Source organism: Kitasatospora sp. MAP5-34, from assembly GCF_029894335.1.
Taxonomy (GTDB): Bacteria; Actinomycetota; Actinomycetes; order Streptomycetales; family Streptomycetaceae; genus Kitasatospora.
In genome coordinates, this window is the sequence record NZ_JARXZC010000011.1 from 35,474 (window position 1) to 56,844 (window position 21,371).

Below are 21,371 nucleotides of genomic sequence, written 5' to 3' on the forward strand. Positions count from 1 at the left end.
GAGGTAGGGGAACTGACACATGATCACAACACTGCTGGTCGCGAACCGGGGCGAGATCGCCCGCCGGGTCTTCCGCACCTGCCGCGACCTGGGCATCGCCACGGTCGCGGTGTACTCCGACCCGGACGCGGACTCCCCGCACGTCCACGAAGCGGACACCGCCGTCCGGCTGCCGGGTGCCGCCCCCGCCGACACCTACCTGCGCGCGGACCTGATCGTCCGGGCCGCGCTGGAGGCGGGCGCCGACGCCGTCCACCCGGGGTACGGATTCCTCTCCGAGAACGCCGAGTTCGCACGTGCCGTCGAGGCGGCCGGGCTGACCTGGATCGGTCCGCCGCCGGCCGCGATCGCCGCGATGGGCTCCAAGACCGAAGCCAAGCGGCTGATGGCCGCCGCAGGGGTCCCGGTGCTCAGCGTCGGGGGCGAGCCCACCGAGGCGGACCTTCCGCTGCTGGTCAAGGCGGCGGCGGGCGGCGGCGGACGTGGCATGCGAGTGGTCCGCGAACTTGTCGACCTGCCAACCGCGTTGGCCGCCGCGCGGGCCGAAGCGGAGAAGGCGTTCGGATCCGACGAGGTGTTCTGCGAGCCCTATCTGCCGACGGGCCGCCATGTCGAGGTCCAGCTGATGGCGGATCAGCACGGCACGGTCTGGGCGCTCGGCGAGCGGGACTGCTCGCTGCAGCGGCGCCACCAGAAGGTGATCGAGGAGGCCCCGGCGCCCGGGATCGGCGACGACCTGCGCGCCGAACTGTACAGCGCCGCCGTCGCGGCCGCCCGTGCCATCGGCTACACCGGCGCCGGCACGGCCGAGTTCCTGCTCGGGCCCGACGGGCGGTTCTTCTTCCTGGAGATGAACACCCGCCTCCAGGTCGAGCACCCCGTCACCGAATGCGTCACCGGGCTCGACCTGGTCGCGCTCCAACTCCGGGTCGCCGAAGGCGATCGGCTGCCTGCCGAGCGGCCCGGCCTCCGGGGCCACGCCATCGAGGCCCGCCTCTACGCCGAGGATCCGGCCCGGGGCTGGCAGCCGCAGACCGGCACCCTGCACCGACTCGAACTCGTCGGCCCTCAGGTGGAGTTCACCATCTCTGCACAGGACACCGGGCTGCGCCTCGACTCGGGGGTGCGCAGCGGCAGCACCGTGGGCATCCACTACGACGCCATGCTCGCCAAGGTGATCGCCTGGGCACCCACCCGTGCCGCCGCCGCCCGCCGCCTCGCCGACGCCCTCACCCGGGCCCGGATCCACGGCCTGGTCACCAACCGCGACCTGCTGGTTGCCGCGCTGCGCCACCCCGCCTTCCTGGACGCTCGTCTGCACACCGGCTTCCTCACCGAGCACGCCGCCGAACTGTCCGCCGACGCAGGCAAGCACGCCCCGATCGCGGCCCTCGCGGCCGCCCTCGCGGACGCCGCCGGCAGGCCCGGCGCCCTCCCCTCCGGCTGGCGGAACCTGCCCTCCCAGCCCCAGGTCAAGCGCTACCGCGACACCGACGGCACCGAGTACGAAGTCCGCTACCGCGTCACCCGGGACGGCCTGCGCGCCGACGGGCACCCCGGGACCGAGCTGCTCGCCGCGAGCCCGGGGCGAGTCACGCTACGGACCGCCGGTCTCACCCGCACCTTCGAAGTCGCCACCTACTCCGACGCGGTGTACGTCGACTCGCCGGCCGGGCCGGTCGCTCTCACGGTCGTCGAACGTTTCCCGGACCCGGCAGCCCAGACCGACCCCGGCGCGCTCCTCGCGCCGATGCCCGGCACCGTCGTCCGTACGGCGGTCGCCGTGGGTGACACCGTCACCGCAGGTCAGCCGCTGCTCTGGCTGGAGGCGATGAAGATGGAACACCAGGTCTGCGCCCCGACGGACGGCCTGCTCACCGAACTTCGCGTCGCACCGGGCCAACAGGTCGAACTCGGCGCCCTGCTGGCCGTCGTCCAGCCCGACTAGCCCAGGCCGAGTAACCCAGCCCGAGTAGCCCGGCCCAACTGGCCGGCTGAGTCGCTCCGGCTCGGCTGGACCAGCCCAACTGTCGCTCACCCGACCCTCGTTGCAAGGAAAGGACCACCCTCATGTCCAGCCCCTTGGTCGAATCCACCGAACGCCAGGCCCTCCGTCGAGCCGTCGGCGACCTCGCCCGGCGCTACGGCCCCGCGTACTTCCAGGCCAAGGCGCGGGCGGGGGAGGCCACCGACGAACTCTGGGTGGAGGCGGGCAAGCTCGGCTATCTCGGGGTCAACCTCCCCACGGAGTACGGCGGCGGGGGTGCGGGCATCGCCGAACTCTCCATCGTACTGGAGGAACTCGGCACCGCAGGCTGCCCGTTGCTGATGCTCATCGTCTCCCCGGCGATCTGCGGGACCGTGATAGCCCGCTTCGGCACGGCCGAGCAGAAGCGGCAGTGGCTGCCCGGGCTCGCCGACGGCACCCGGCGGATGGCCTTCGGCATCACCGAACCGGAGGCCGGCTCCAACTCGCACCGCATCACCACCATCGCCCGCCGCGATGGTGGCGACTGGCTGCTCTCCGGTCGCAAGGTCTTCATCTCCGGGGTGGACCGCGCCGACGCCGTCCTGTTCGTCGGACGGACCGAGGACGCGACCACCGGCAAGCTCAAGCCCGCCCTCTTCATCGTCCCGCGCGACACCCCGGGCTTCGAGTACCGGCCCATCCCGATGGAACTGGTCACCGCCGAGCGGCAGTTCCAGGTCTTCCTGGACGACGTCCGGCTGCCCGCCGACGCCCTGGTCGGCGACGAGAACGCGGGCCTGCTGCAGCTCTTCGCGGGGCTCAACCCCGAGCGCATCATGACCGCCGCCTTCTCCCTCGGCATCGCGCGGCAGGCGCTCAACACGGCCGTCGAGTACGCCAGGACCCGCACCGTCTGGGACACCCCGATCGGCGCGCACCAGGGCCTCGCCCACCCGCTCGCCCAGTGCGCGATCGAGGTCGAGCTCGCCAGGCTGATGATGCAGAAGGCCGCTCACCTCTACGACGCGGGCGACGACCTGGCCGCCGGGGAGGCCGCCAACATGGCCAAGTACGCTGCGGGCGAGGCGGCTTGCCGTAGCGTCGACCAGGCGGTCCAGACCCTCGGTGGCAACGGGCTGACCCAGGAGTACGGGCTGGCCGCGCTGTTGACCGCCACCCGGGTCGGCCGGGTCGCGCCGGTGAGCCGCGAGATGATCCTCAACTACGTTGCCCAGCACACCTTGGGCCTGCCCAGGTCGTACTGATTCGCGGTCTGTTCTCGGCGGTCCTGTTCAGCCACTCTTGGAGGATTCGTCCCACCCCGACCACCCCGACCGCCCCGGAGGCGTACATGGTGTTCCGTAGCGACTACCCCGACATCGAGCCGCTCGACCTGCCCATCCACGAGGCCGTGCTCGGCACCGCGTCCCAGCATCCGGACACCCCGGCGCTGATCGACGGCATCACCGGACAGGCCGTCAGTTATGCCGAACTCGAGGCGGGCAGCCGGAGGATCGCGGCGGGGCTGGCCGAGGCGGGTGTCCGCAAGGGTGACGTGATCGCGCTGCACAGCCCGAACACCATCGCGTACCCGATGGCCTTCTACGGCGCGACCCGTGCCGGCGCGACCGTCACCCCCGTCAGCTCCCTGGCCACCGCCGGGGAGCTGACCGGACAACTGCGCGACAGCCGGGCCCGCTGGATCATCACGATCTCGGCCTTCCTGCCGGTGGCCGCCGAGGCGGCCGAGACCCTTGCCTCGGAAGGCGGTCCGATCCAGGAGATCTTCGTCTGCGACGGCAGCGAGGGCCACCGCTCGCTCGCCGACCTGCTGGCCTGCACCGCGCCCGAACCCACCCCGGAGTTCGTCCCGGCGGACGACATCGCCGTCCTGCCGTACTCCAGCGGGACGACCGGGCTGCCCAAGGGTGTGATGCTCAGTCACCGCAACATAGCCAGCAACCTCCTGCAGACCGACTCCGTGCACCGCCCGGCGGTCGGTGAACGCATCCTGGCCGTGCTGCCGTTCTTCCACATCTACGGCCTCTCCGCCCTCCTGAACCAGCCTCTCCGGTCCGGTGCCACCATCGTGGTGCTGCCCCGCTTCGACCTCGAACAGTTCCTGCGCACCATCCAGGAACAGCGCATCGAGGGCGTCTTCGTCGCCCCGCCGATCGTGCTCGCGCTGGCCAAGCACCCGTTGGTGGACCAGTACGACCTGTCGTCCGTCCGCTACGTGCTGAGCGCCGCCGCGCCGCTGGACGCCGACCTCGCCGACGCCTGCGCCCGCCGGCTGGGGCTGCCGCGCGTGCACCAGGGCTACGGCATGACCGAACTCTCGCCCGCCACCCACGTCCTCCCGCTGGACGACCAGGACCCGCCGCGCGGGACGGTCGGCAGGATGGTCGCCTCGACGGAGCTGCGGGTGGTCTCGTTGGACGACCCGGGCAAGGACCTCGGTGTCGGTGAGCGCGGTGAACTGCTGTTCCACGGACCGCAGGTGATGAAGGGCTACTTCGCCCGGGAGTCCGAGACCGACGCCATGCTCGACCAGGACGGCTGGCTGCACACCGGCGACGTCGGTTACGTCGACGAGCGCGGGTACCTGTTCGTCGTGGACCGGGTGAAGGAACTGATCAAGTACAACGGCTACCAGGTCGCCCCCGCCGAGTTGGAGGCGCTGCTGCTGGCCCACCCGCAGATCGCCGACGCCGCCGTGATCGGGGTGACGGGGAGCGACGGCGTCGAGCGTCCCAAGGCGTACGTGGTGCGGGCGCCCGGGAGCGCGCTCACCGAGGAGGAGGTGACGGAGTTCGTCGCCGCCCAGGTCGCGCCGTACAAGAAGGTCCGGGCGGTGGAGTTCCTGGCGGCCGTGCCCAAGTCCGCGAGCGGCAAGATCCTGCGCCGCGAACTCCGCGACCGGGCCCGCTGACCAGGCATGCTCTGGTGTTCCGGTCCCCGGCATTCTGAGAGGATCGGCCCGAACCTCGTACCACCACCCGAAAGCAGCCATGACCACCCACGCCGCCTCCCGCACCCCGCAGCAGAGCCGAAGCCGTGCCACCCGTCGCAGGCTGCTGGAGGCGGCGGTGGAGTGCCTGGCCGAACTCGGCTGGAACGGCAGCACCGTCGCGGTGGTGGCCGAGCGCGCCGGGGTCACCCGGGGTGCGGCGCAGCACCACTTCCCGACCCGCGAGGACCTGTTCACCGCCGCCGTGGAGCACGTCACGGCCGAACGCCTCGCCGCCGTCCGGGCCGACACCGGCGAGCTGCCACCGGTCGGCCCGGCGCGCACGGCGGCGGTGGTCGAGCTGATCGTCCGCCTCTACACCGGCCCGCTGTTCCGGGCCGCGCTGCACCTCTGGGTGGCGGCCGCCACCGAGGAGCCGCTGCGTGAGCGGATCGTGGCGCTGGAGAACCACGTCGGCCGGGAGTCCCACCGGGCGGCCGTCGAGTTCCTCGGCGCAGACGAGTCCGCCCCGGGTGTCCGGGAGACCGTCCAGGCCACCATGGACATGGCCCGGGGCCTCGGCCTCGCCAATCTGCTCACCGACGACGGCCCGCGCCGCGCGGGCGTGGTCCGCCAGTGGGCCCGGATCCTGGACGCCGTGCTCGCCACGCCGACCGTAGCCGAGTACCCGGCGGCCCGTACGCCACTCGCGTAACCGCTCGGCCGAAACCTCCAACCATCCTGCGCAGCAGTCGCCTTGGCGCACAGCGGAGCGCATCGTGTCCCCCTGTGCGCCTCTTGGAACGCCCCTGGTCCTGTGCAATGCTCTCGAACCTTGGACGGCCCACCCGCAGCGGCGTCCACCACCGGTCACTGCATCCGCATCGAGCTGAGGAGTCGTCATGCGCCACATCGAGGAGCACGACCGGCAGCACGACAAGCACGCACATGAGCACGGCCAGGAGCCGGGCACCCCCCAGTCCCAGCAGCACACCGATCCGACCTTGTACCGCACTCCGGCCGAGGCGGTCGCCGCGCCGCCGGAGAAGCTCGCGTACGTCGCCGGTTTCGACCGCTCCGCGCAGCGTCCGGACGCCCTGATAACGGTCGACACCGACCCGGACTCCCCGACGTACGGCCGCGTGCTTAACCTGGCCGAGCTGCCCAATCTCGGCGACGAGCTCCACCACTTCGGCTGGAACGCCTGCTCCAGCGCGCTGGCGCACGCCGATCACCACCTGCCCGAGCGGCGCTTCCTGCTGCTGCCCGGCCTGCGGTCCTCGCGGCTGTACGTCATGGACACCCAACCCGACCCTGTCCGGCCGCAGTTGGCCAAGGTGATCGCCGCCGAGGAGCTGGCCGCCAAGGCCGGCTACTCCCGCCCGCACACGCTGCACTGCGGACCTGACGGCGTCTTCCTCTCCTGCCTGGGCGGCGCGAACGGCGCGGACGGCCCGGGCGGGGTGGCCCTGCTCGACCACACCAGCTTCGAGGTGCTGCGCGCCTGGGAGACCGACCGGGGGCCGCAGCACCTCGCCTACGACGTGTGGTGGCACCTGAACCACAACGTGGCGATCACCAGCGAGTGGGGCACCCCGTCGATGGTCGAGGACGGGGTCAACCCCGAGCTGCTGCTCGGCCGCAAGTACGGCCACGCGCTGCACTTCTGGGAGCTCGCCTCCGGCCGCCACCTCCAACGGGTGGACCTGGGCGACCAGTACCAGATGGCGCTGGAGCTGCGTCCCGCCCACGATCCGGAGCAGGAGTGGGGCTTCGTCGGTGTCGTGGTGAGCGTGGAGGACCTGTCCGCCTCGGTGTGGCTGTGGCACCGGGAGGGCACGGGGTTCGCCGTCCGCAAGGTGATCGACATCCCCGCCGAGCCCGCCAAGACCGAGGACCTGCCGCCGGCCCTGCAGCCCTTCGGCGCCGTACCGCCGCTCGTCACGGACATCAACCTCTCGGTGGACGACCGCTGGCTCTACGTCTCGGCCTGGGGCACCGGGGAGCTGCTCCAGTTCGACGTCAGCGACCCCTTCCACCCCCGGAAGACCGGCTCCGTCCGACTGGGCGGGATCACCGGGCGCACCCCGCACCCGGGCGCCCCCGGCACCCCGTTGACCGGCGGCCCGCAGATGGTGGAGCTGAGCCGGGACGGCAAGCGGGTCTACCTGACCAACTCCCTCTACGGCTCCTGGGACGACCAGTTCTACCCAGACGGGATCGACCCCTGGATGATCAAGCTCGACGCGGACACCTCGCGGGGCGGCCTCACCGTCGACAACCGCTTCTTCCCGCACGGCGACGAGTTCCAGGGCCTGCGCGTCCACCAGACGCACCTGCAGGGCGGCGACGCGTCCTCGGACTCGTACTGCTTCCGCTGACCGACCTCGGACCAGCTCAGGGGCGCCGACCCCAGGCGGAGATCAAGGGCGCGGTGGCGAGGTCGAGGTGGCCGGCGGCGACGTTGGTGAGGTGTTCCTCGATCTCGGCCTCCGTGGCCAGGCCCTGCGCGAGGAGTTCGGTGCGCAGCTGCCGGACGGTCGCGGCCTCCAGCGTGCGGCAGGCCGGGGAGGTGAGCGGGAAGAACGCGTCGGCCTGGACATCCAGCAGCTGCGCCTCGCGCAGCAGCCGGGGCAGGGTCCGGCCGTAGCCGAGATCGGCGCCCCGCTGGGCGAGCAGCGTGCGGAATCCGGCGCGGAGGCGGTTGGCGAGCCGTTCGGCGGGTCCGTGCTCGTCCGGGGCGCTGAGTGGTTGGAGCGCGGGGTCGGCGTCCTCCAGGAGCAGCCAGCCGCCCGGCCGCAGGGCGCTGACCAGATTCCGCAGCGCGGCGGCGCGGTCGGTCACGTGCACCAGGACCAGGCGGGCGTGCACGAGATCGAACGGACCGGCGGGCGGCACGTCCGCCGCCACGTCGTGGCGGGCCGTCTCGACCAGGGGTGCGATCACGCCGTCCAGCCAGCGGGTGTCCAGATCGGTGGCGAGCACCCGTCCGGTCGGCCCGACCCGTTCGGCCAGCCCGTTCGGGACGGACGGCCCGCCCGCGCCGACCTCCCAGCAGGACCAGCCCGCGCCGACCCCGAGCTGGTCGAGGTGCCGGAACGTCACCGGGTCGAACAGGGTGGAGATCGCGCCGAAGCGCTGCCCTGCTTCGTCCTGCTGGTTGTCGAGGAGGTAACGCGGGTCCGTGGCCATGGGTAGATCCTGCACCCGGACGGATGTCGCGCACGCACCGGGTGCGGCAGGCCCGCGCGGGCGGGGGGGGTGAAGCGGTCAGGTGGAATTGCTCACCGACCCGCCGGGGCGAGGAGTCGCCGTGGTGCGTGGGGCCGTGCAGTCTGGTGGGAGCCGGATTCGCCCGGCCGCGACCGGGAAGGTACCTGGCAGGTGATGTCCTGACCATGCACGGAATCGAGAGGTCCGACCACGACGGTGCCGGCCGCGAGGTGGCGGCCGGTGCCGCTTCGTCGCGTCTGGAAGGGCAGCCGCTGGAAGGACAGCCGCTGGGAGGACAGCCCTTGGAGGGGCAGTCGGTGGACGTCCAGTCGCTCGAAGGGCACCGCCTGGAGGGGCACCGCCTGGTGCCGCTGGCGACGGGACTGGTCGACGGCGAAGGCAGGATCCTGCACTGGAGTGAGGACGCCGAGGCCCTGACCGGTTACAGCGCCGCCGAGGCCGTCGGCACCCGGGTGGCGAAGCTGTTGGTACCCGAGCCGGAGCGGCCCGAGGTGCTGAAGCTGTTCGGGCGGATCATGGCGGGAAAGCCGTGGTCCGGGGTCTTCGCCGTCCGGCACCGGGACGGGCACCGGGTGGAGCTGGAGTTCCGGAGCTACCCGATCGCCGGCCCGGCCGGTGCGCGGCTGGTCCTCGGCACCGCCTCCGACGTGCGGGCACTGCGCGACGTGGAGGGGGATCTCGCCGTCCTGAACGGCTTCTTCACCCAGTCGCCGATCGGGATGGCGGTCTACGACACCGAGCTGCGCTACGTCCGGCTGAACAACGCCCTCGCCCGGATCAACGGCATCCCCGTCGCCGACCACCTCGGCCGCCGGATCAGCGCCGTGCTGCCCGGCATCAACAGCGCCGAGATCGAGGCGGTGATGCGGCAGGTACTGGCCACCGGCCGACCGGTCATGGACGCCCGCTCGCACGGCCGGACTCCGGGCGACCCGCGCCGGGACCGGGCCTGGTCGGCCTCGTACTTCCGGCTGGAGGACCCGAGCGGCCGGGTGCTCGGCGTCAGCTCCTCGATCATCGACGTCTCCGAACGCTTCCAGGCGGATGCCCGCGCCGCCCGCGCGCAGGAACGGCTCGCCCTGCTGGCCGAGGCGACCGCTGCCATCGGCACCACCCTGGACCTGCAGCGCACCGCCGAGGAGCTGATCGAGGCGGTCGTCCCGCGCTTCGCCGACTTCGCGACCGTCGATCTGCTGGAGCCGGTGCTGCGCGGCGAGGAGCCCGCCGAACTCGCGCCCGACCGAGGGGTCAAGCTGCGCGCGGTGGCGGTCGGCGAGGCTTACGAGGCGGGGCTGACGACGACCGCCGACGCGGTGGGGGAGACCTCCGAGTACGACTCGCGGCGGGTCTACACCGAGTGCCTGCGCAGCGGGCGTCCGCTGCTGCGGCCGCACGTGGACCGGACCATCCTCTCGGGTCTGCTCGCCGACGAGGAGCGGGTGGGGCCGGGGATCGAGGCCGGGATCCACTCCTACCTGATGGTGCCGATCCTGGCGCGCGGCATGGTGCTGGGCGGCGCGGAGTTCGTCCGGACCCGGAACCCCGACGCGTTCAACGCGGCGGACGTGGCGCTCGCCGAGGAGCTGGTGGCCCGCGCGGCGATCGCGCTGGACAACGCGCGGCTCTACCGGCGCGAGCGGGAGACCGCGCTGACCCTGCAACGCAGCCTGCTGCCGCAGGAGATCCACCGGACCCTCGGCCTGGAGATCGCCTACCGCTACCTGCCCAGCAGCGTGGTCAGCGAGGTCGGCGGCGACTGGTTCGACGTGGTGCCGCTCTCCTGCGGGCGGGTGGCGCTGGTGGTCGGCGACGTGATGGGCCACGGCATCCGGGCCGCCGCCACGATGGGACAGCTGCGGACGGTCGCCCGGACCCTGGCGACCCTGGACATGCCGCCCGAGCAGGTGCTGACCCGGCTGGACGAGACGGCGATGGGCATCGGCGAGGGACAGTTCGCGACCTGCATCTGCGCGGTGTACGACCCGGTCGACCGGACCTGTACGGTCGCCGCCGCCGGGCACCTGCCGCCGGTCTGGGTCGCCCCCGACGGCACCTCGCGGACGGTGGACATCCCGCCGGGCGTCCCGCTCGGGGTCGGCGGGGTCGCGTTCGAGAGCACCGAGTTCACCCTCCCTGAGGGCGGGATGGTGGTGCTCTACACCGACGGCCTGATCGAGCGCCGGGGCCGCGACCTCGACCACGGCATCGACCTGCTCCGCCGCACCCTCTCGGGCGCCACCCGGACGCTGGAGGAGAACTGTGACGCGGTGCTCGCCGAGCTGGTGACCGACGGCACCGAGGACGACATCGCCATGATCATGGCGCGGGCACTGCCCGTCCCCGAGGACCGGATCGCCACCCTCCCGCTCAACGGCGACGGCCCGCTGCCCGGCCTGGCCCGCAGGTTCACCCGGGCCACCCTGGCCGCGTGGGGCCTGTCCGGGCTCTCGGACTTCGCCGAGCTGATGGTCAGTGAGCTGGTCACCAACGCCCTGCTGCACGCGGAGGCGCCGCGCCGGCTGCGCCTGTTCCGCGACCGGACCCTGACCGTCGAGGTCGCCGACTCGGGCGGCCAGGCACCCCGGCTGCGCCCCTCGGCCGAACAGGACGAGGGCGGCCGGGGCATGCACCTGGTGAGCGAACTGGCCCACCGCTGGGGCGCGAGACCGACCAAGCACGGCAAGGTGGTCTGGGCGGAGCTGGAACTCCCACTCGGCCGCTGAGGTGTCAGCTACAACGAGGCCCCCGCAGGCGCGGCCTAGCGGCTGCGCCGCAGCAGGTACCAGGCCGACGCCGCAGAGGCGAACAGCAGCGCCGCCGCGAGGACGGCCGCGACGTTCATGCCGTGCACGAAGGCGTGCTTCGCACCGGCCAGCAGCGGGTCACCGAGCTGGGACGGGAGCGTACGGGCGGCCTCGACGGCGCCGCCGATCGACTCCTGGGCGCGGTCGGCGACGGCCGGGTCGGTCCCGGCGGGGACGGTCAGCGAACCGGCGTAGATCGCGGTGACCACCGAGCCGACCAGCGCGATGCCGAGGGCGGTGCCGAGTTCGTACGCCGTCTCCGACACCGCCGACGCGGCGCCGGCCTTGTCGGCGGGGGCGGCGGCGAGGACCAGGTCGGCGGAGAGCGTGTAGACCACGCCCTCGGCGGTGCCGACGGCCAGGAAGGCGACACCGAGCAGCAGGTACCCGCTGTCCTGGTGGACCCAGCCGAGCAGGGCGATACCGACACCCATCGTCAGCAGGCCACCGGTCAGGGTGACCCGGGCACCGGTGCGCCGCGCCAGCTGCGCCGTCAGCAGCCCGCCGACCACGGCGCCGACGAAGGCCGGCATCTCGGCGATCCCGGCGGCGAGCGGTGAGTAGCCGCGGACCAGCTGCAGGTACTGGGACATGAAGAACACCACGCCGGAGAGCCCGATCAGGGCGGTGAGCGAGCCGAGCGCAGCGGCCGTGAAGCGCGGGTTGCGGAACAGCCGGACGTCCAGCAGTGGGGCCGGCAGGCTCAGCTGGCGGCGGACGAAGGTGGTCAGGGCGGCGACGCCGATGACGAACGCGACCGGCACGTACCAGTGCGCGAGGCCGAAGCCGTTGGCGGCGGCCTCCTTGATCGCGTAGACCACGCCGGTCACCCCGGCCATCGACAGGGCCACGCTGCGCACGTCCCAGCTGCCGGGCTTCGGGTCCCTGGACTCGGGCAGCAGCCAGGCGCCGAGCACGAGCAGCAGGGCGAGCACCGGCAGGTTGAGCAGGAAGACCGAGCCCCACCAGAAGTGCTCCAGCAGCACCCCGCCCACCAGCGGGCCGAGGGCGGCGCCGGCGGTGGCGCCCGCGCCCCAGATGCCGATGGCGGTGGCCCGCTCGCGGTCGTCGGGGAAGAGGCTGCGGATCAGCGAGAGGGTGGACGGCATGATCGTCGCACCGGCGACGCCGAGCAGCGCGCGCGCCATGATCAACCAGCCCGGGCCGGGTGCGTACGCGGCCAGCAGGGAGGCGGCGCCGAACGCGGAGGAGCCGATCAGCAGCAGCTTCTTGCGGCCGATCCGGTCGCTGAGGGCGCCCATGCTGACCAGGAGCCCGGCCAGTACGAAGGAGTAGCTGTCACCGATCCAGAGCAGCTGGGTGCCGCTGGGGTGCAGGGTCTCGCTGATGGAGGGGATGGCGAGGGAGAGGACGGTCGCGTCGATGGCGACCAGGCTCACCGCCAGGACCAGGACGGCGAGACCGAGCCAGCGGCGGGGGTCGGCGGCAGTGGCGGGGCGGGCGGTGACGGCGGTGCTCATGGTTGGTCGGGGCTCCTGAGGGCGCCGCCGAGGAAGAGTTCGGCGAGCGAGTAGGCACTGTCACGCGGGGCGAGGCGGCCGTCCTGGACGGCCCAGCCGACACCGGCGACGAGGTCGAAGAAGGCTTCGCTCAGCCAGCCGGCGGAGAGCTCGATCCGGAACACGCCCTGTTGCTGGCCACGGAGGAAGAGCGCGCGGACCCTGGCGTCCTGGATCTCCCAGAGCTCGTTGATCTCGGGGTCGTCGTAGAGCTGGTTCTCGCCGGCCAGGAAGGCGCAGAGCGCGGCGTCCGGTACGAGCGCGTCGACCAGACGGCGCAGGGCGGCCTGGGCGTCGCCGGAATCGATCTCGGCGGTGTCGAGCGCGGCGGCGAACCTGCGCAGGCCGGTGGCGCCGACCTCGCGGATCAGGGCCTCGCGGCCCGGGAAGATCCGGTGCAGGGTGGCGCGGCTGATCCCCGCCGCGCGGGCGATCTCGTCCAGATGGGCGGTCGGGCGGCGGGAGAGCACGCCCACAGCGGCCTCGAGGACGGAGTCGCGGTCAGTAGCCATGCGGCAAGTGTAGATCAGATGAGACGTTGATGTCTCATTCTTTTCTTCGATGCCTCAGCTGGGACATTCGGCGGTGGCCTGTTGACAGCCTCTGTCACCGGTTCGAGGGCCTTCAGGGCAGCAAAAAGCCGGGGACGACGGTGTCGTCCCCGGCTCGCGGCTGCTGCTCAGCTCTGGTTGTAGAAGCCCGTCTCGTCGAGCGGCCGGTCGATGACCATCACCTCGACGTCGGCCGGGGTGAGCAGGAAGACCCGGCGGGCGATCCGCTCGATCCCGCCGCAGGTGCCGAAGATCAGCCCGGACGCGAAGTCGACCATCCGCTTGGCCTCGGCGCCGGTCATCTCGGTGAGGTCCATGACGACCGGGGTGCCGGAGCGGACGTGCTCGCCGACCGTGCGGGCCGCTTCGAAGCCGGTGGGCTTCAGGGAGGCGATCTTCGTGAGGGCCGGGATCGTCGGTGCCGATGCCTGCGTCGCCCACGGATCGTCCGGCACTGCGGCCGGGTAGTTTCCGGAGGGCATCAGCCACCCGTTGTGGTGCTCGTCGCGAAGTGCTCCCATGCCGCGCCTCCCTGCTTCGTCCCGTACTCGTCCCCCGGGTGTCCGCGCCCTTCTGACGCGCCATCCACTCGTCGGAACTGTCCGAGTATCGCATTGATCATCGCTTCGGTGCCCGCTCGCGACCGCCGTACGGGGTGTGGCGAGCAGGAAGTCCGGGGGTACCCGGCTACCTTTTGCGACGCCGCAGGCCGATGGAAGGTTGCGCGCGTAGACCTTATCGGCGCACATCCGGGAGTAGTTGACGATTAGTCAACAGTCGCGTAACGGATTCACTCCCCGGTGACGCCGTCGATGGTTTCCCGGAGCAGATCGGCGTGTCCGTTGTGGCGCGCGTACTCCTCGATCATGTGAACCAGGATCCAGCGCAGCGTCACCTCCTTGCCCCGGGCGGGCTTCTTGGCCACCGTCTCCAGCGGCAGACCCTCGGCCGCCTTCCGCGCCAGCGCGATCTGGGCCTGCCAGGTGCTGAAGGCCTCGGCCACCTCCGCGGTGTCGACCCCGTTGAAGTCGGCGTCCTCGTCGGCCTCCGACCAGTAGATCGCGGCGGCGTCCTCACCGGCGAGGCGGCTGACGAACCAGGCCTGCTCCACCTCGGCCATGTGCCGGACCAGCCCGAGCAGTGAGAGCGCGGAGGGCGCGACGGCGCGCGTCCGCAGCTGCTCGTCCGTCAGCCCCTCGCACTTGAGGGCCAGCGTGGCGCGGTGGAAGTCGAGCCACGCCGTCAGCATGGTCGTCTCGTCGGCGGCGATGGGGGGATCGATGCGCTCTGTTGTCGTCATACCGGCCATCTTGGCCCAGGGCGGCGACCGGCGGTACCGAATTCTTGGCGCAGCGTCAGCGGCGGCGCCGGCGAAGGTTTCAGGGGTGATAGGGGAGCTGCGGGACGTCGAAGCAGGTGGTGTTCATGTCCGTGACCTGGGTCGTCCAGCCGCCGTGGCCGCCGAAGGCCGAGTCCTGCCAGCGCGCGGCGTCCAGACAGGCGCGGGTGGGGCCGTTCGGCTGCGGGGCGGGGGTGAAGGAGGCGGGCAGGATGAGGCCGTGGGCGTCGTACGGCTGCGCGCGGTTCATGAACCGCTCGACGCAGGCCCGGGTCAGGGCCGTCCCGCAGGAGTCCATCGCGTCGGTCAGCCACTGGGCGCCGGCCCAGCCCTCCAGCTCCCAGGCGGACAGCAGGCTCTCGCGCTCCGGGTACCAGCGCGTCATGGCGTCCCGGAACTCCTTGACGGCGGGAAAGCCGACGTCCTCGTAGTTGCGGCTGGACGAGGTGGACCAGAGCGCGTTCCGGCAGCCGGGCGAGGACTGGTAGTCGGTACGGACGGCCTCCGACCAGTTCTGCACGTTGGTCACCTTGGCGGTCAGCCGCACCCCGGCGGCGTCCAGCGCCTGGCAGAGCGCCGAGTTGCCCCGGCTGTCCATGGCGTCGAAGACCAGCTGCGAGCCGTCGGCCTTCATGGCCGCCGCGACCGCCTGGAAGCCCGGCAGCGCGAAGTCGACGCTCTGGGACAGGACCCGGTAGCCCTCCGCCTCCAGGCCCTGCGTCAGCTGCGCCGCGTACCGGGCGGAGTCGGCCTGGTTGTAGGCGACCACCGCCGCGTTCCGCGCGCCGAGCCGCTCCTTGAAGAACCGGAAGACCTCGGTGCTCTGGTAGAGCGTGCCGTTCCAGCCCACCGTGCGGCCGTCGCGCGGCGCGTTGCTGCCGTAGATGCCGTAGAGGTGCGGCCAGCGGTCGTACGCCGTGCCGATCGGCTGGCCGCCCACGTCCGGGACGTCCTTGCCGCTGACGTACGGCGCGCCCGCGTAGTCCAGCACACTGCCGGAGGCGAACGCGAACACCTGGTCGTGGTCGATCAGCTGGTGGACGCAGTCCTGGTTGCCGATCCCGCTGCCACCGTCGTCGCAGGTCAGGACCTTGACGGTACGTCCGTGCAGGCCGCCCCGGTCGTTCAGCGAGCGGAAGAAGGCCTGCGCGCCGTAGAGCGGGCCGCTGAAGGTCTCGCTGCCGACCGGACTGGTCCGGGAGGTGACGATGCCGATCCGGATCTCGGTGGGCGTGACCCCGGTGTCGGTAGCGCCGCCGTTCCCGGGTGAGGCGGGCGAGGCGGTGGGGCCGGCGGGCCGGGTGGCGAAGGCGCTCTCCGGCAGGCGGCTGCCGCAGCCGGCGAGCAGCACGGTGCCGGCCAGCAGGAGGGCGGCGGAACTTCCCGGGCGCCTTCGGCCATCCGGAGGACAACGGCCCGGCCGCCCGCGCGGTGTCGCGCGGGCGGCCGGGCCCGATGGGTTCAGGCGCATCCCGGGTCAGGCGCAGCCGGGGAGGCCGGTGTTCCCGCTCTGGGTGACCAGACCGCACAGGGTCGAGCGGGACACCTTCCACGTCCCGTTGTCGAGGATCGCCGTCCCGGTCGCGGCCGGTTCCACCACGTTGCCCTGGAGGGAGAGCGCGTACGTGACGGTGGCGTTGGTGGGCGAGGTGAAGGCGACGTTGTTCACCTGCGCCTTGACCTGGCCGACCCTCGGGTCCTGGGCGAAGCCCTGGAGCAGGGGCATCAGCTGGTCGCCGTTCTCCAGCAGGGCGGCCTTGGCCGTCAGGGGGGTGGCCGGGTCGAAGAACTTCTCCCAGTTCGTCTTGACCGCCGCCGTGGCCGCCACCGGATCGGCGGGGGCGGTCCCGGTCGCGGAGGCGCCGGCGCTCGCTGAGCTGCTCGCGCCGGTGCTGGTCGAAGCACTGGACGAGGCGCTGGCGGAGGCGCTCGCCGAAGCCGAGGAGGCCGAGGACGTGCTCTTGCTGCTGCTGCAGGCGGCCGAGGTGGCGGTGAGCAGCAGGACGGCGAGCAGGGCGTTTGCGGCCCGCCGGCGGTTGCGCGGGTGGTGGTCGTGGTGGGTCCGGCTGTCGCTCTGCGTCGGATGCATGGGTTCCTCGCCGTCGGTTTCGGTTCGTCCAGCAGGGCGTCCGGCGGTTCTCCGGGGTGTTCCGCCCTGTCCGGCCGGTGTGTCCAGGGCCCTTGTCCAGGCTGTTCCTGGAAACGTCGCAGGTGACACCATGAAGGCGGATCTGTGGACGAATCGCAATTCGGGGGAGAGAACGGAGAAAACTCCGTGAACCGGGTGAAAGGGATGAAGGGGGCGCCGGCGAAGCGGGCGCCAGGGGCGGAGTTCGTCCGGGTGTTCGTCCGGGCGGTGCGCGAGCGGCCGGGCTGGTTCACGGCGGTGGTCGGCGCCCTGCTGTGCGTACTCGGGTGGTACGGGGTGTCCGGCGAGACCCTCACGGCCCGCCAGCTGCCGTACCTGGCCTCGGGCACGGTGCCGGGAGCCGCGCTGATCGTGGCCGGCGCCGTCCTGGTGGCCGCCCGGTCACCGGGGCGGGGCGGCGCACCGGAACTGACGGACCGCCGCGTCGAGGTGCTGTACACCCTGCTGGTCGAGCAGCCGGACGGGCCGGGGGCCGCTGAGCCGACCCGGGGCGAGGACGAGTCGGCGCTGCTGGCACTCCCCGAGGGGACGCTTTACCACCGCCCGGGCTGTCAACTGGTGGCCGGCAAGGAGCGGGCCGGGCCCGTGGCGGCGGCCGGGCTGCGCGAACGCGGCCTCACCCCCTGCCCGGTCTGCGACCCCGCACCGCCGCCCTCGGACGCCACACCGCCGGACGTCGGTCGGACGGACGCCGGTCGGAGGGACTGAGGCGGCATGGCCGACGGAGCCTCCCTCAGCCTCACCGTGGACCTGGCCCTCGCCGGGCTCACGGTCGGCAGTGCTGCCGCGCTGAGCGGCATCGGCCTGGTCGTCACACACCGGGCGACCGGGGTGCTCAACCTCGCCCAGGGCGCCCAGGCGATGGCCACCGCCTACCTGCTGCGCGAACTCGTCGTGGTCCAGCACTGGCCGACGGCGCTCGCGGCCGCCTTCTGCCTGCTGGTCGCGGCTCCGGCCCTCGGGCTCCTGCTGGACGCGCTCGTCTTCCGCCCCCTGCAACGGCGTGGCGCCGGGCCCGCCGAGACGATGGTGGCCTGCCTCGGGGTGTTCGTGCTGCTCATCGGCACGGTGGTGCTGCTCTGGGGCACGGCTCCGCTGGCCGACGCGCCGTCGCTCGTCCCGGCCACGCCGATCACCCTGCCCGGCGGGCACCTGCTGCGCCTGGACACCGCCGTCCAGCTCGGTGTCGTCCTGGGCCTCGCCCTGCTGGTCGGCGCCGTCACCCGCTTCACCGGCTTCGGCGCCCGGCTGCGCGCGGTGGTCGACAACCGGCGCCTCGCCGAACTCGCCGGGGTGGACGCCGACCGGGTCTCGGCCGCCGGGTGGGCGTTCGGCTCCTTCACCGCCGGGTTGGTCGGCGTGCTGCTGGCGCCGTTCCTGCTGCTGGACCCGTACGGGCTGCCGCTGCTGGTGATGGAGACCATGGCGGTCGCGGTGGTGGCCCGGCTCCGCAGCCTCCCGGTGGCCGTCGTCACCGGCCTGGCGCTCGGGATCGCGCAGAGCGAGCTGACCCGGCTCCGGCCCGGTGGGCAGCTGCTGCCGCTGGTCCAGTCGGTGCAGGTGAACCTCTTCGTGGTCGCGCTGCTGGTGGCGGCGCTCTGGGGCGCCGGTCGCACGGTCGGCGACGGGGGCCCGCAGGCGGTGCCCGGTGGCGGGCGCCCGGCGGCCAGCCTGGCCGGGCAGGCGGCGCGGGCGGCCGGTACGGTCCTGCTCCTGCTGCCGCTCGGCTTCCAGGGGGACGACCTGCGGCGGGCGCTGCTCGTGCCGGCGCTCGCGCTCGTCCTGCTCTCGGTGGTGGTGGTCACCGGGTACGGCGGGCAGATCTCGCTCGGGCAGGCCGGCTACGCCGGGCTCGGCTCGCTCGGGACGGCGCTGCTGATCTCCGGCCGGATCCCCGGGATCCCCGCGCTGCCACCCGTCGCCGCGCTGCTCGTCGCCGTCCTGGTGACGGCCCCGCTCGGGCTGCTCACCGGTTGGCCCGCGATCCGCCGCAGCGGGCTGGCGCTCGCCCTGGTGACCTTCGCCGTCGGTACGGCGATGAGCCGGTTCGTCTTCGAGCAGCCGTACGCCACCAACGGGCTCACCCTCGACCGGCCGGCCTTCCTGGCCGGTGACCGGGCGTTCTACACCGCCGAGTTGCTGCTGCTCGGGGCCGGGCTGCTGCTGGTGCGCAAGTTGCACGGCGGGCGGCTGGGCCGCGCCCTGACGGCGATGCGCGACCACCAGGCCGGTGCCGCTGCGGCGGGGGTGGACGTGCCGCGCCTCAAATTGCTCGCGTTCACCGCCGGAGCCGGACTGGCCGCGCTCGGCGGTGGGTTGATGGGGCTGGCCGGGCGGGCCTTCGACGCGTCCGCCTTCGATCCGGTCCAAGGGCTGGTCTGGTTCGCGACGGTGGTGGTCGTGGGGGCCGACAGCGCGGTGGGAGCGGTGCTGGCGGCCGCGCTGCTGGTCGGCCTGGACGCCGGTACCGCGCCCGGGATCTCGGCGGTGGTGGTCGGCGCGCTGGCGATGGCGCTGGGCCGGATGCCGGGCGGCCTCGCCGGGGTGGCCCGGCGGGCCGTCCGGTGGGGGGAGCCCCGGCCGGTCCCGGTCCCGGCGGAGCGGCTGAGCCCGGCGGGAGTACGCACGCGGGAGCGCCTCGCGGAGCGGCTTTCGGGCCGTCGGCGGGACGGGGTGGTGCGGCGGTGAACGGAGTGGCTCCCGGCAGGGCGGCGCGGCTGACGGTCCGTGGGGTGGTCCGGCGGTTCGGTGGGATCGCCGCCGTGGACGGCGTCGACCTGGTCGCGCCACCGGGCCGGATCACGGCGTTGATCGGCCCCAACGGAGCGGGAAAGAGCACCCTCTTCGACTGCCTGAGCGGCACCGCCCGCCCGGACGAGGGCCGCGTCCTGCTGGGCGGCCGCGACATCACCCGGCTGCCGGAACACGTCCGGGCCCGGCTGGGCCTGGCCCGGACCTTCCAGCGGATCGCGGTCTTCCCGACCCTCACGGTCGCGGAGAACGTCCGGGTCGGGGCCGAGCGGGCGGGCGGTGGGGGGTCGCGCGGGTCGTTCGGGTACGAGCGGGACGGGCTGAGGACCGAGCGGGCGCTCGCCCTGCTGGGCCTGACGGCCGTGGCGGAGCGGCCGGCCGCCGGGCTGCCCACCGGGACGCTGCGGATGCTGGAACTGGCGCGGGCGTTGGCGGGCGCGCCACGCGTGCTGCTGCTCGACGAACCGTCGGTCGGCCTCGACGCCGCCGAGACCGTACGGCTCGCCGCCGTACTGCGGGCGCTGGCGGCGGACGGCCTGGCGCTGCTGCTTGTGGAGCACGACACCGAGCTGGTGGCGGAGCTGGCCGACGCGGTCTACGCGATGGCGGCGGGCCGGGTGGTGGCCTGCGGCCCGGCGGCGCGGGTGCTCGCCGATCCACGGGTGGGCCTGACCTGGGGAGTGGCCGCCGATGACGGTTGAGGCCGAACTGCGCGGGGTGCGGGTCCGGTACGGTCCGGTGGAGGCCCTGCACGGTGTCGACCTGGCCTTTCCCGCCGGACGGGTCACCCTCCTGCTGGGGCGCAACGGCTCCGGCCGTACCAGCGCGCTGCACGTGCTGGCCGGGGTGGTGCGGCCCTCCGCCGGGCGGGTGCTGTGGCGGGGAACCGAGGTCGGCGGGCTCGACGCCCACCGCCGGGCCCGGCTCGGGCTGGCGCTGGTCCCCGCCGAACGGGCGGTGTTCGGGTCGTTGACGGTGGCGGAGAACCTCCGGCTCGCGGTGTCCGGCCCGCAGGCCGACGCCGTCGTGGAGCTGTTCCCGGAGTTGGCCGCGCTGCTCGGACGGCAGGCCGGGACGCTGTCGGGTGGCCAGCAGCAGCTGGTGGCGGTGACCAGGGCGCTGCTCGGACGGCCCCGGTTGCTGCTGCTGGACGAACCGGACCGGGGGCTCGCACCCGCAGTGGCCGCGCGGCTGCACGGGATCCTGCTCGACTCCGTCCGGGAGGGCCGGACGGTCGTCATCGCGGCGCAGTCCCTGCCCCGGCTGCCGGTCGCCGACTGCCTGGTTCACGTACTGCACCGGGGGCGGGTCGTGCTCTCGGGCGAACCGGCGGAGCTGGGTGAGCTGAGTGCGATGGGTGAGATGGGTGAGATGGGTGAGACGCCGCCCCCAATCGCCGGTCGGTCCACGTCAGGCGGCGGCCCGGGAGCGCTGGGAGGCCCGCCAGAGCGAGACCAGGCTGAACACGCCCATCGCGGCGATCACGGCGGCGGAGAGCAGGAAGGCCGGTGAACCGGGCGTACCCGCGCTGGCGCCCGCGACGACGTACGCGGCGGTGCCGGGCAGCACGCCCAGCGCGGTCGCGGAGAGGAACGGCGCGGTCCGCACCCCGGAGAACGCGGCGCCGTAGTTGGCGGCCTGGAACGGGATGCCCGGGATCAGCCTCAGCAGCAGGACGCTGCGGAAGCCCTGCTCGGTGAGCCGCCGGTCCAGGGCCGCCAGCACCTTCGCCTTGAGCAGCGGGCGCAGCGCGTCCCGCCCGAGCGAGCGGCCGAGGGCGAAGGCGAGTGCCGCGCCGAGGGTGGTGCCGAGCACGGCGAGCGGCAGCCCGACGGTCACGCCGAGCAGCAGGCCCGCAGCCGCGTTCAGCGCGGGTTTGGGGACGAAGGCGAGCGTGCCCAGTGCGTAGACCGCCAGGAAGACGGGCGCCCGCCAGAGCCCGGGGGTACGGGCCGCCAGCAGCTGCGTCGGGTCCCAGAGCAGCAGCGATCCGGCCGCCGCAGCGAGGATCAGCAGCAGCAGCGCCAGGCGCAGCCGGGGTGAGCGGCCGGGTCGGGTCGGGGTGGAGGCGGGGGCGTCGGGCACCCGGTGAGCCTAACCGGGC

At 73.1% G+C, this 21,371-nt stretch carries 18 protein-coding genes; 10 read left to right on the top strand and 8 right to left on the bottom strand.

Annotated elements, in window-relative coordinates; genetic code table 11:
* Nucleotides 1-19 precede the first annotated feature (19 nt).
* The 5 genes from P3T29_RS12260 to P3T29_RS12280 all read left to right on the top strand — a co-directional run bounded on the left by P3T29_RS12260 (nucleotide 20) and on the right by P3T29_RS12280 (nucleotide 7,300).
* A complete protein-coding gene (locus tag P3T29_RS12260; RefSeq protein WP_280716403.1) occupies nucleotides 20-1,948 on the top strand; it encodes a biotin carboxylase N-terminal domain-containing protein in 1,929 nt (642 codons plus the stop codon).
* A gap of 122 nt (nucleotides 1,949-2,070) precedes the next feature.
* Nucleotides 2,071-3,234 carry an acyl-CoA dehydrogenase gene (locus P3T29_RS12265; protein WP_280716404.1) on the top strand — a complete coding sequence of 388 codons (1,164 nt, stop codon included), beginning with the start codon at nucleotides 2,071-2,073 and terminating at the stop codon, nucleotides 3,232-3,234.
* Between the two features lie 86 nt (nucleotides 3,235-3,320).
* Nucleotides 3,321-4,901 carry a 4-coumarate--CoA ligase family protein gene (locus P3T29_RS12270; protein ID WP_280716405.1) on the top strand — a complete coding sequence of 527 codons (1,581 nt, stop codon included), beginning with the start codon at nucleotides 3,321-3,323 and terminating at the stop codon, nucleotides 4,899-4,901.
* A 79-nt stretch (nucleotides 4,902-4,980) separates the two neighbouring features.
* Nucleotides 4,981-5,634, top strand: a complete 654-nt coding sequence (locus tag P3T29_RS12275; RefSeq protein WP_280716406.1) for a TetR/AcrR family transcriptional regulator — start codon at nucleotides 4,981-4,983, stop codon at nucleotides 5,632-5,634.
* Nucleotides 5,635-5,821: 187 nt separating this feature from the next.
* On the top strand, nucleotides 5,822-7,300 hold the full coding sequence (locus P3T29_RS12280) for a selenium-binding protein SBP56-related protein (protein ID WP_280716407.1): 1,479 nt from the start codon (nucleotides 5,822-5,824) through the stop codon (nucleotides 7,298-7,300).
* Between the two features lie 16 nt (nucleotides 7,301-7,316).
* Here the strand turns inward: P3T29_RS12280 and P3T29_RS12285 are convergent, their stop codons facing one another.
* Nucleotides 7,317-8,111, bottom strand: a complete 795-nt coding sequence (locus tag P3T29_RS12285) for a methyltransferase domain-containing protein (RefSeq protein ID WP_280716408.1) — start codon at nucleotides 8,109-8,111, stop codon at nucleotides 7,317-7,319.
* 206 nt (nucleotides 8,112-8,317) lie between these two features.
* On the opposite strand from P3T29_RS12285, the gene P3T29_RS12290 reads away from it, so the two are divergent.
* Nucleotides 8,318-10,876: a SpoIIE family protein phosphatase gene (locus tag P3T29_RS12290; RefSeq protein ID WP_280716409.1), complete on the top strand. Its 2,559-nt coding sequence runs from the start codon at nucleotides 8,318-8,320 to the stop codon at nucleotides 10,874-10,876.
* Between the two features lie 35 nt (nucleotides 10,877-10,911).
* Here the strand turns inward: P3T29_RS12290 and P3T29_RS12295 are convergent, their stop codons facing one another.
* The 6 genes from P3T29_RS12295 to P3T29_RS12320 form a co-directional block, all read right to left on the bottom strand.
* Nucleotides 10,912-12,438 carry an MFS transporter gene (locus P3T29_RS12295; RefSeq protein WP_280716410.1) on the bottom strand — a complete coding sequence of 509 codons (1,527 nt, stop codon included), beginning with the start codon at nucleotides 12,436-12,438 and terminating at the stop codon, nucleotides 10,912-10,914.
* Nucleotides 12,435-12,989, bottom strand: coding sequence for a helix-turn-helix domain-containing protein (locus P3T29_RS12300; RefSeq protein WP_280716411.1), 555 nt, complete (start codon nucleotides 12,987-12,989; stop codon nucleotides 12,435-12,437). Before P3T29_RS12300 ends, P3T29_RS12295 begins: the two co-directional genes overlap by 4 nt.
* A 167-nt stretch (nucleotides 12,990-13,156) precedes the next feature.
* Entirely contained in the window at nucleotides 13,157-13,549 is a 393-nt protein-coding gene (gene sepF / locus P3T29_RS12305; RefSeq protein ID WP_280716412.1) for a cell division protein SepF, read from the bottom strand.
* 269 nt (nucleotides 13,550-13,818) lie between these two features.
* A complete protein-coding gene (locus tag P3T29_RS12310; protein ID WP_280716413.1) occupies nucleotides 13,819-14,328 on the bottom strand; it encodes a DinB family protein in 510 nt (169 codons plus the stop codon).
* A gap of 79 nt (nucleotides 14,329-14,407) precedes the next feature.
* Nucleotides 14,408-15,718, bottom strand: a complete 1,311-nt coding sequence (locus tag P3T29_RS12315) for an ABC transporter substrate-binding protein (protein ID WP_280716414.1) — start codon at nucleotides 15,716-15,718, stop codon at nucleotides 14,408-14,410.
* Nucleotides 15,719-15,844: 126 nt separating this feature from the next.
* The gene (locus tag P3T29_RS12320; protein WP_280716415.1) at nucleotides 15,845-16,456 is read right to left on the bottom strand and encodes a hypothetical protein; all 612 of its coding nucleotides are present in this window, start codon (nucleotides 16,454-16,456) and stop codon (nucleotides 15,845-15,847) included.
* A 186-nt stretch (nucleotides 16,457-16,642) separates the two neighbouring features.
* Between P3T29_RS12320 and P3T29_RS12325 the strand changes: the two genes are divergently transcribed.
* Genes P3T29_RS12325 through P3T29_RS12340 form a run of 4 tightly spaced genes read left to right on the top strand, consistent with a single transcriptional unit; the run spans nucleotide 16,643 to nucleotide 20,779 of the window.
* Nucleotides 16,643-17,224, top strand: a complete 582-nt coding sequence (locus P3T29_RS12325; RefSeq protein ID WP_280716416.1) for a hypothetical protein — start codon at nucleotides 16,643-16,645, stop codon at nucleotides 17,222-17,224.
* A gap of 6 nt (nucleotides 17,225-17,230) precedes the next feature.
* Nucleotides 17,231-19,204 (top strand): ABC transporter permease, encoded by a 1,974-nt coding sequence (locus P3T29_RS12330; protein WP_280716417.1) that lies wholly within the window; start codon nucleotides 17,231-17,233, stop codon nucleotides 19,202-19,204.
* Entirely contained in the window at nucleotides 19,201-19,968 is a 768-nt protein-coding gene (locus P3T29_RS12335) for an ATP-binding cassette domain-containing protein (protein WP_280716418.1), read from the top strand. The genes P3T29_RS12330 and P3T29_RS12335 overlap by 4 nt, the downstream gene beginning before the upstream one ends.
* Nucleotides 19,958-20,779 (top strand): ATP-binding cassette domain-containing protein, encoded by an 822-nt coding sequence (locus P3T29_RS12340; RefSeq protein ID WP_348532818.1) that lies wholly within the window; start codon nucleotides 19,958-19,960, stop codon nucleotides 20,777-20,779. The genes P3T29_RS12335 and P3T29_RS12340 overlap by 11 nt, the downstream gene beginning before the upstream one ends.
* Here the strand turns inward: P3T29_RS12340 and P3T29_RS12345 are convergent.
* Nucleotides 20,678-21,352, bottom strand: a complete 675-nt coding sequence (locus P3T29_RS12345; RefSeq protein ID WP_280716419.1) for a VTT domain-containing protein — start codon at nucleotides 21,350-21,352, stop codon at nucleotides 20,678-20,680. The two genes, P3T29_RS12340 and P3T29_RS12345, sit on opposite strands and share 102 nt — an antisense overlap.
* Between the last annotated feature and the right edge of the window lie 19 nt (nucleotides 21,353-21,371).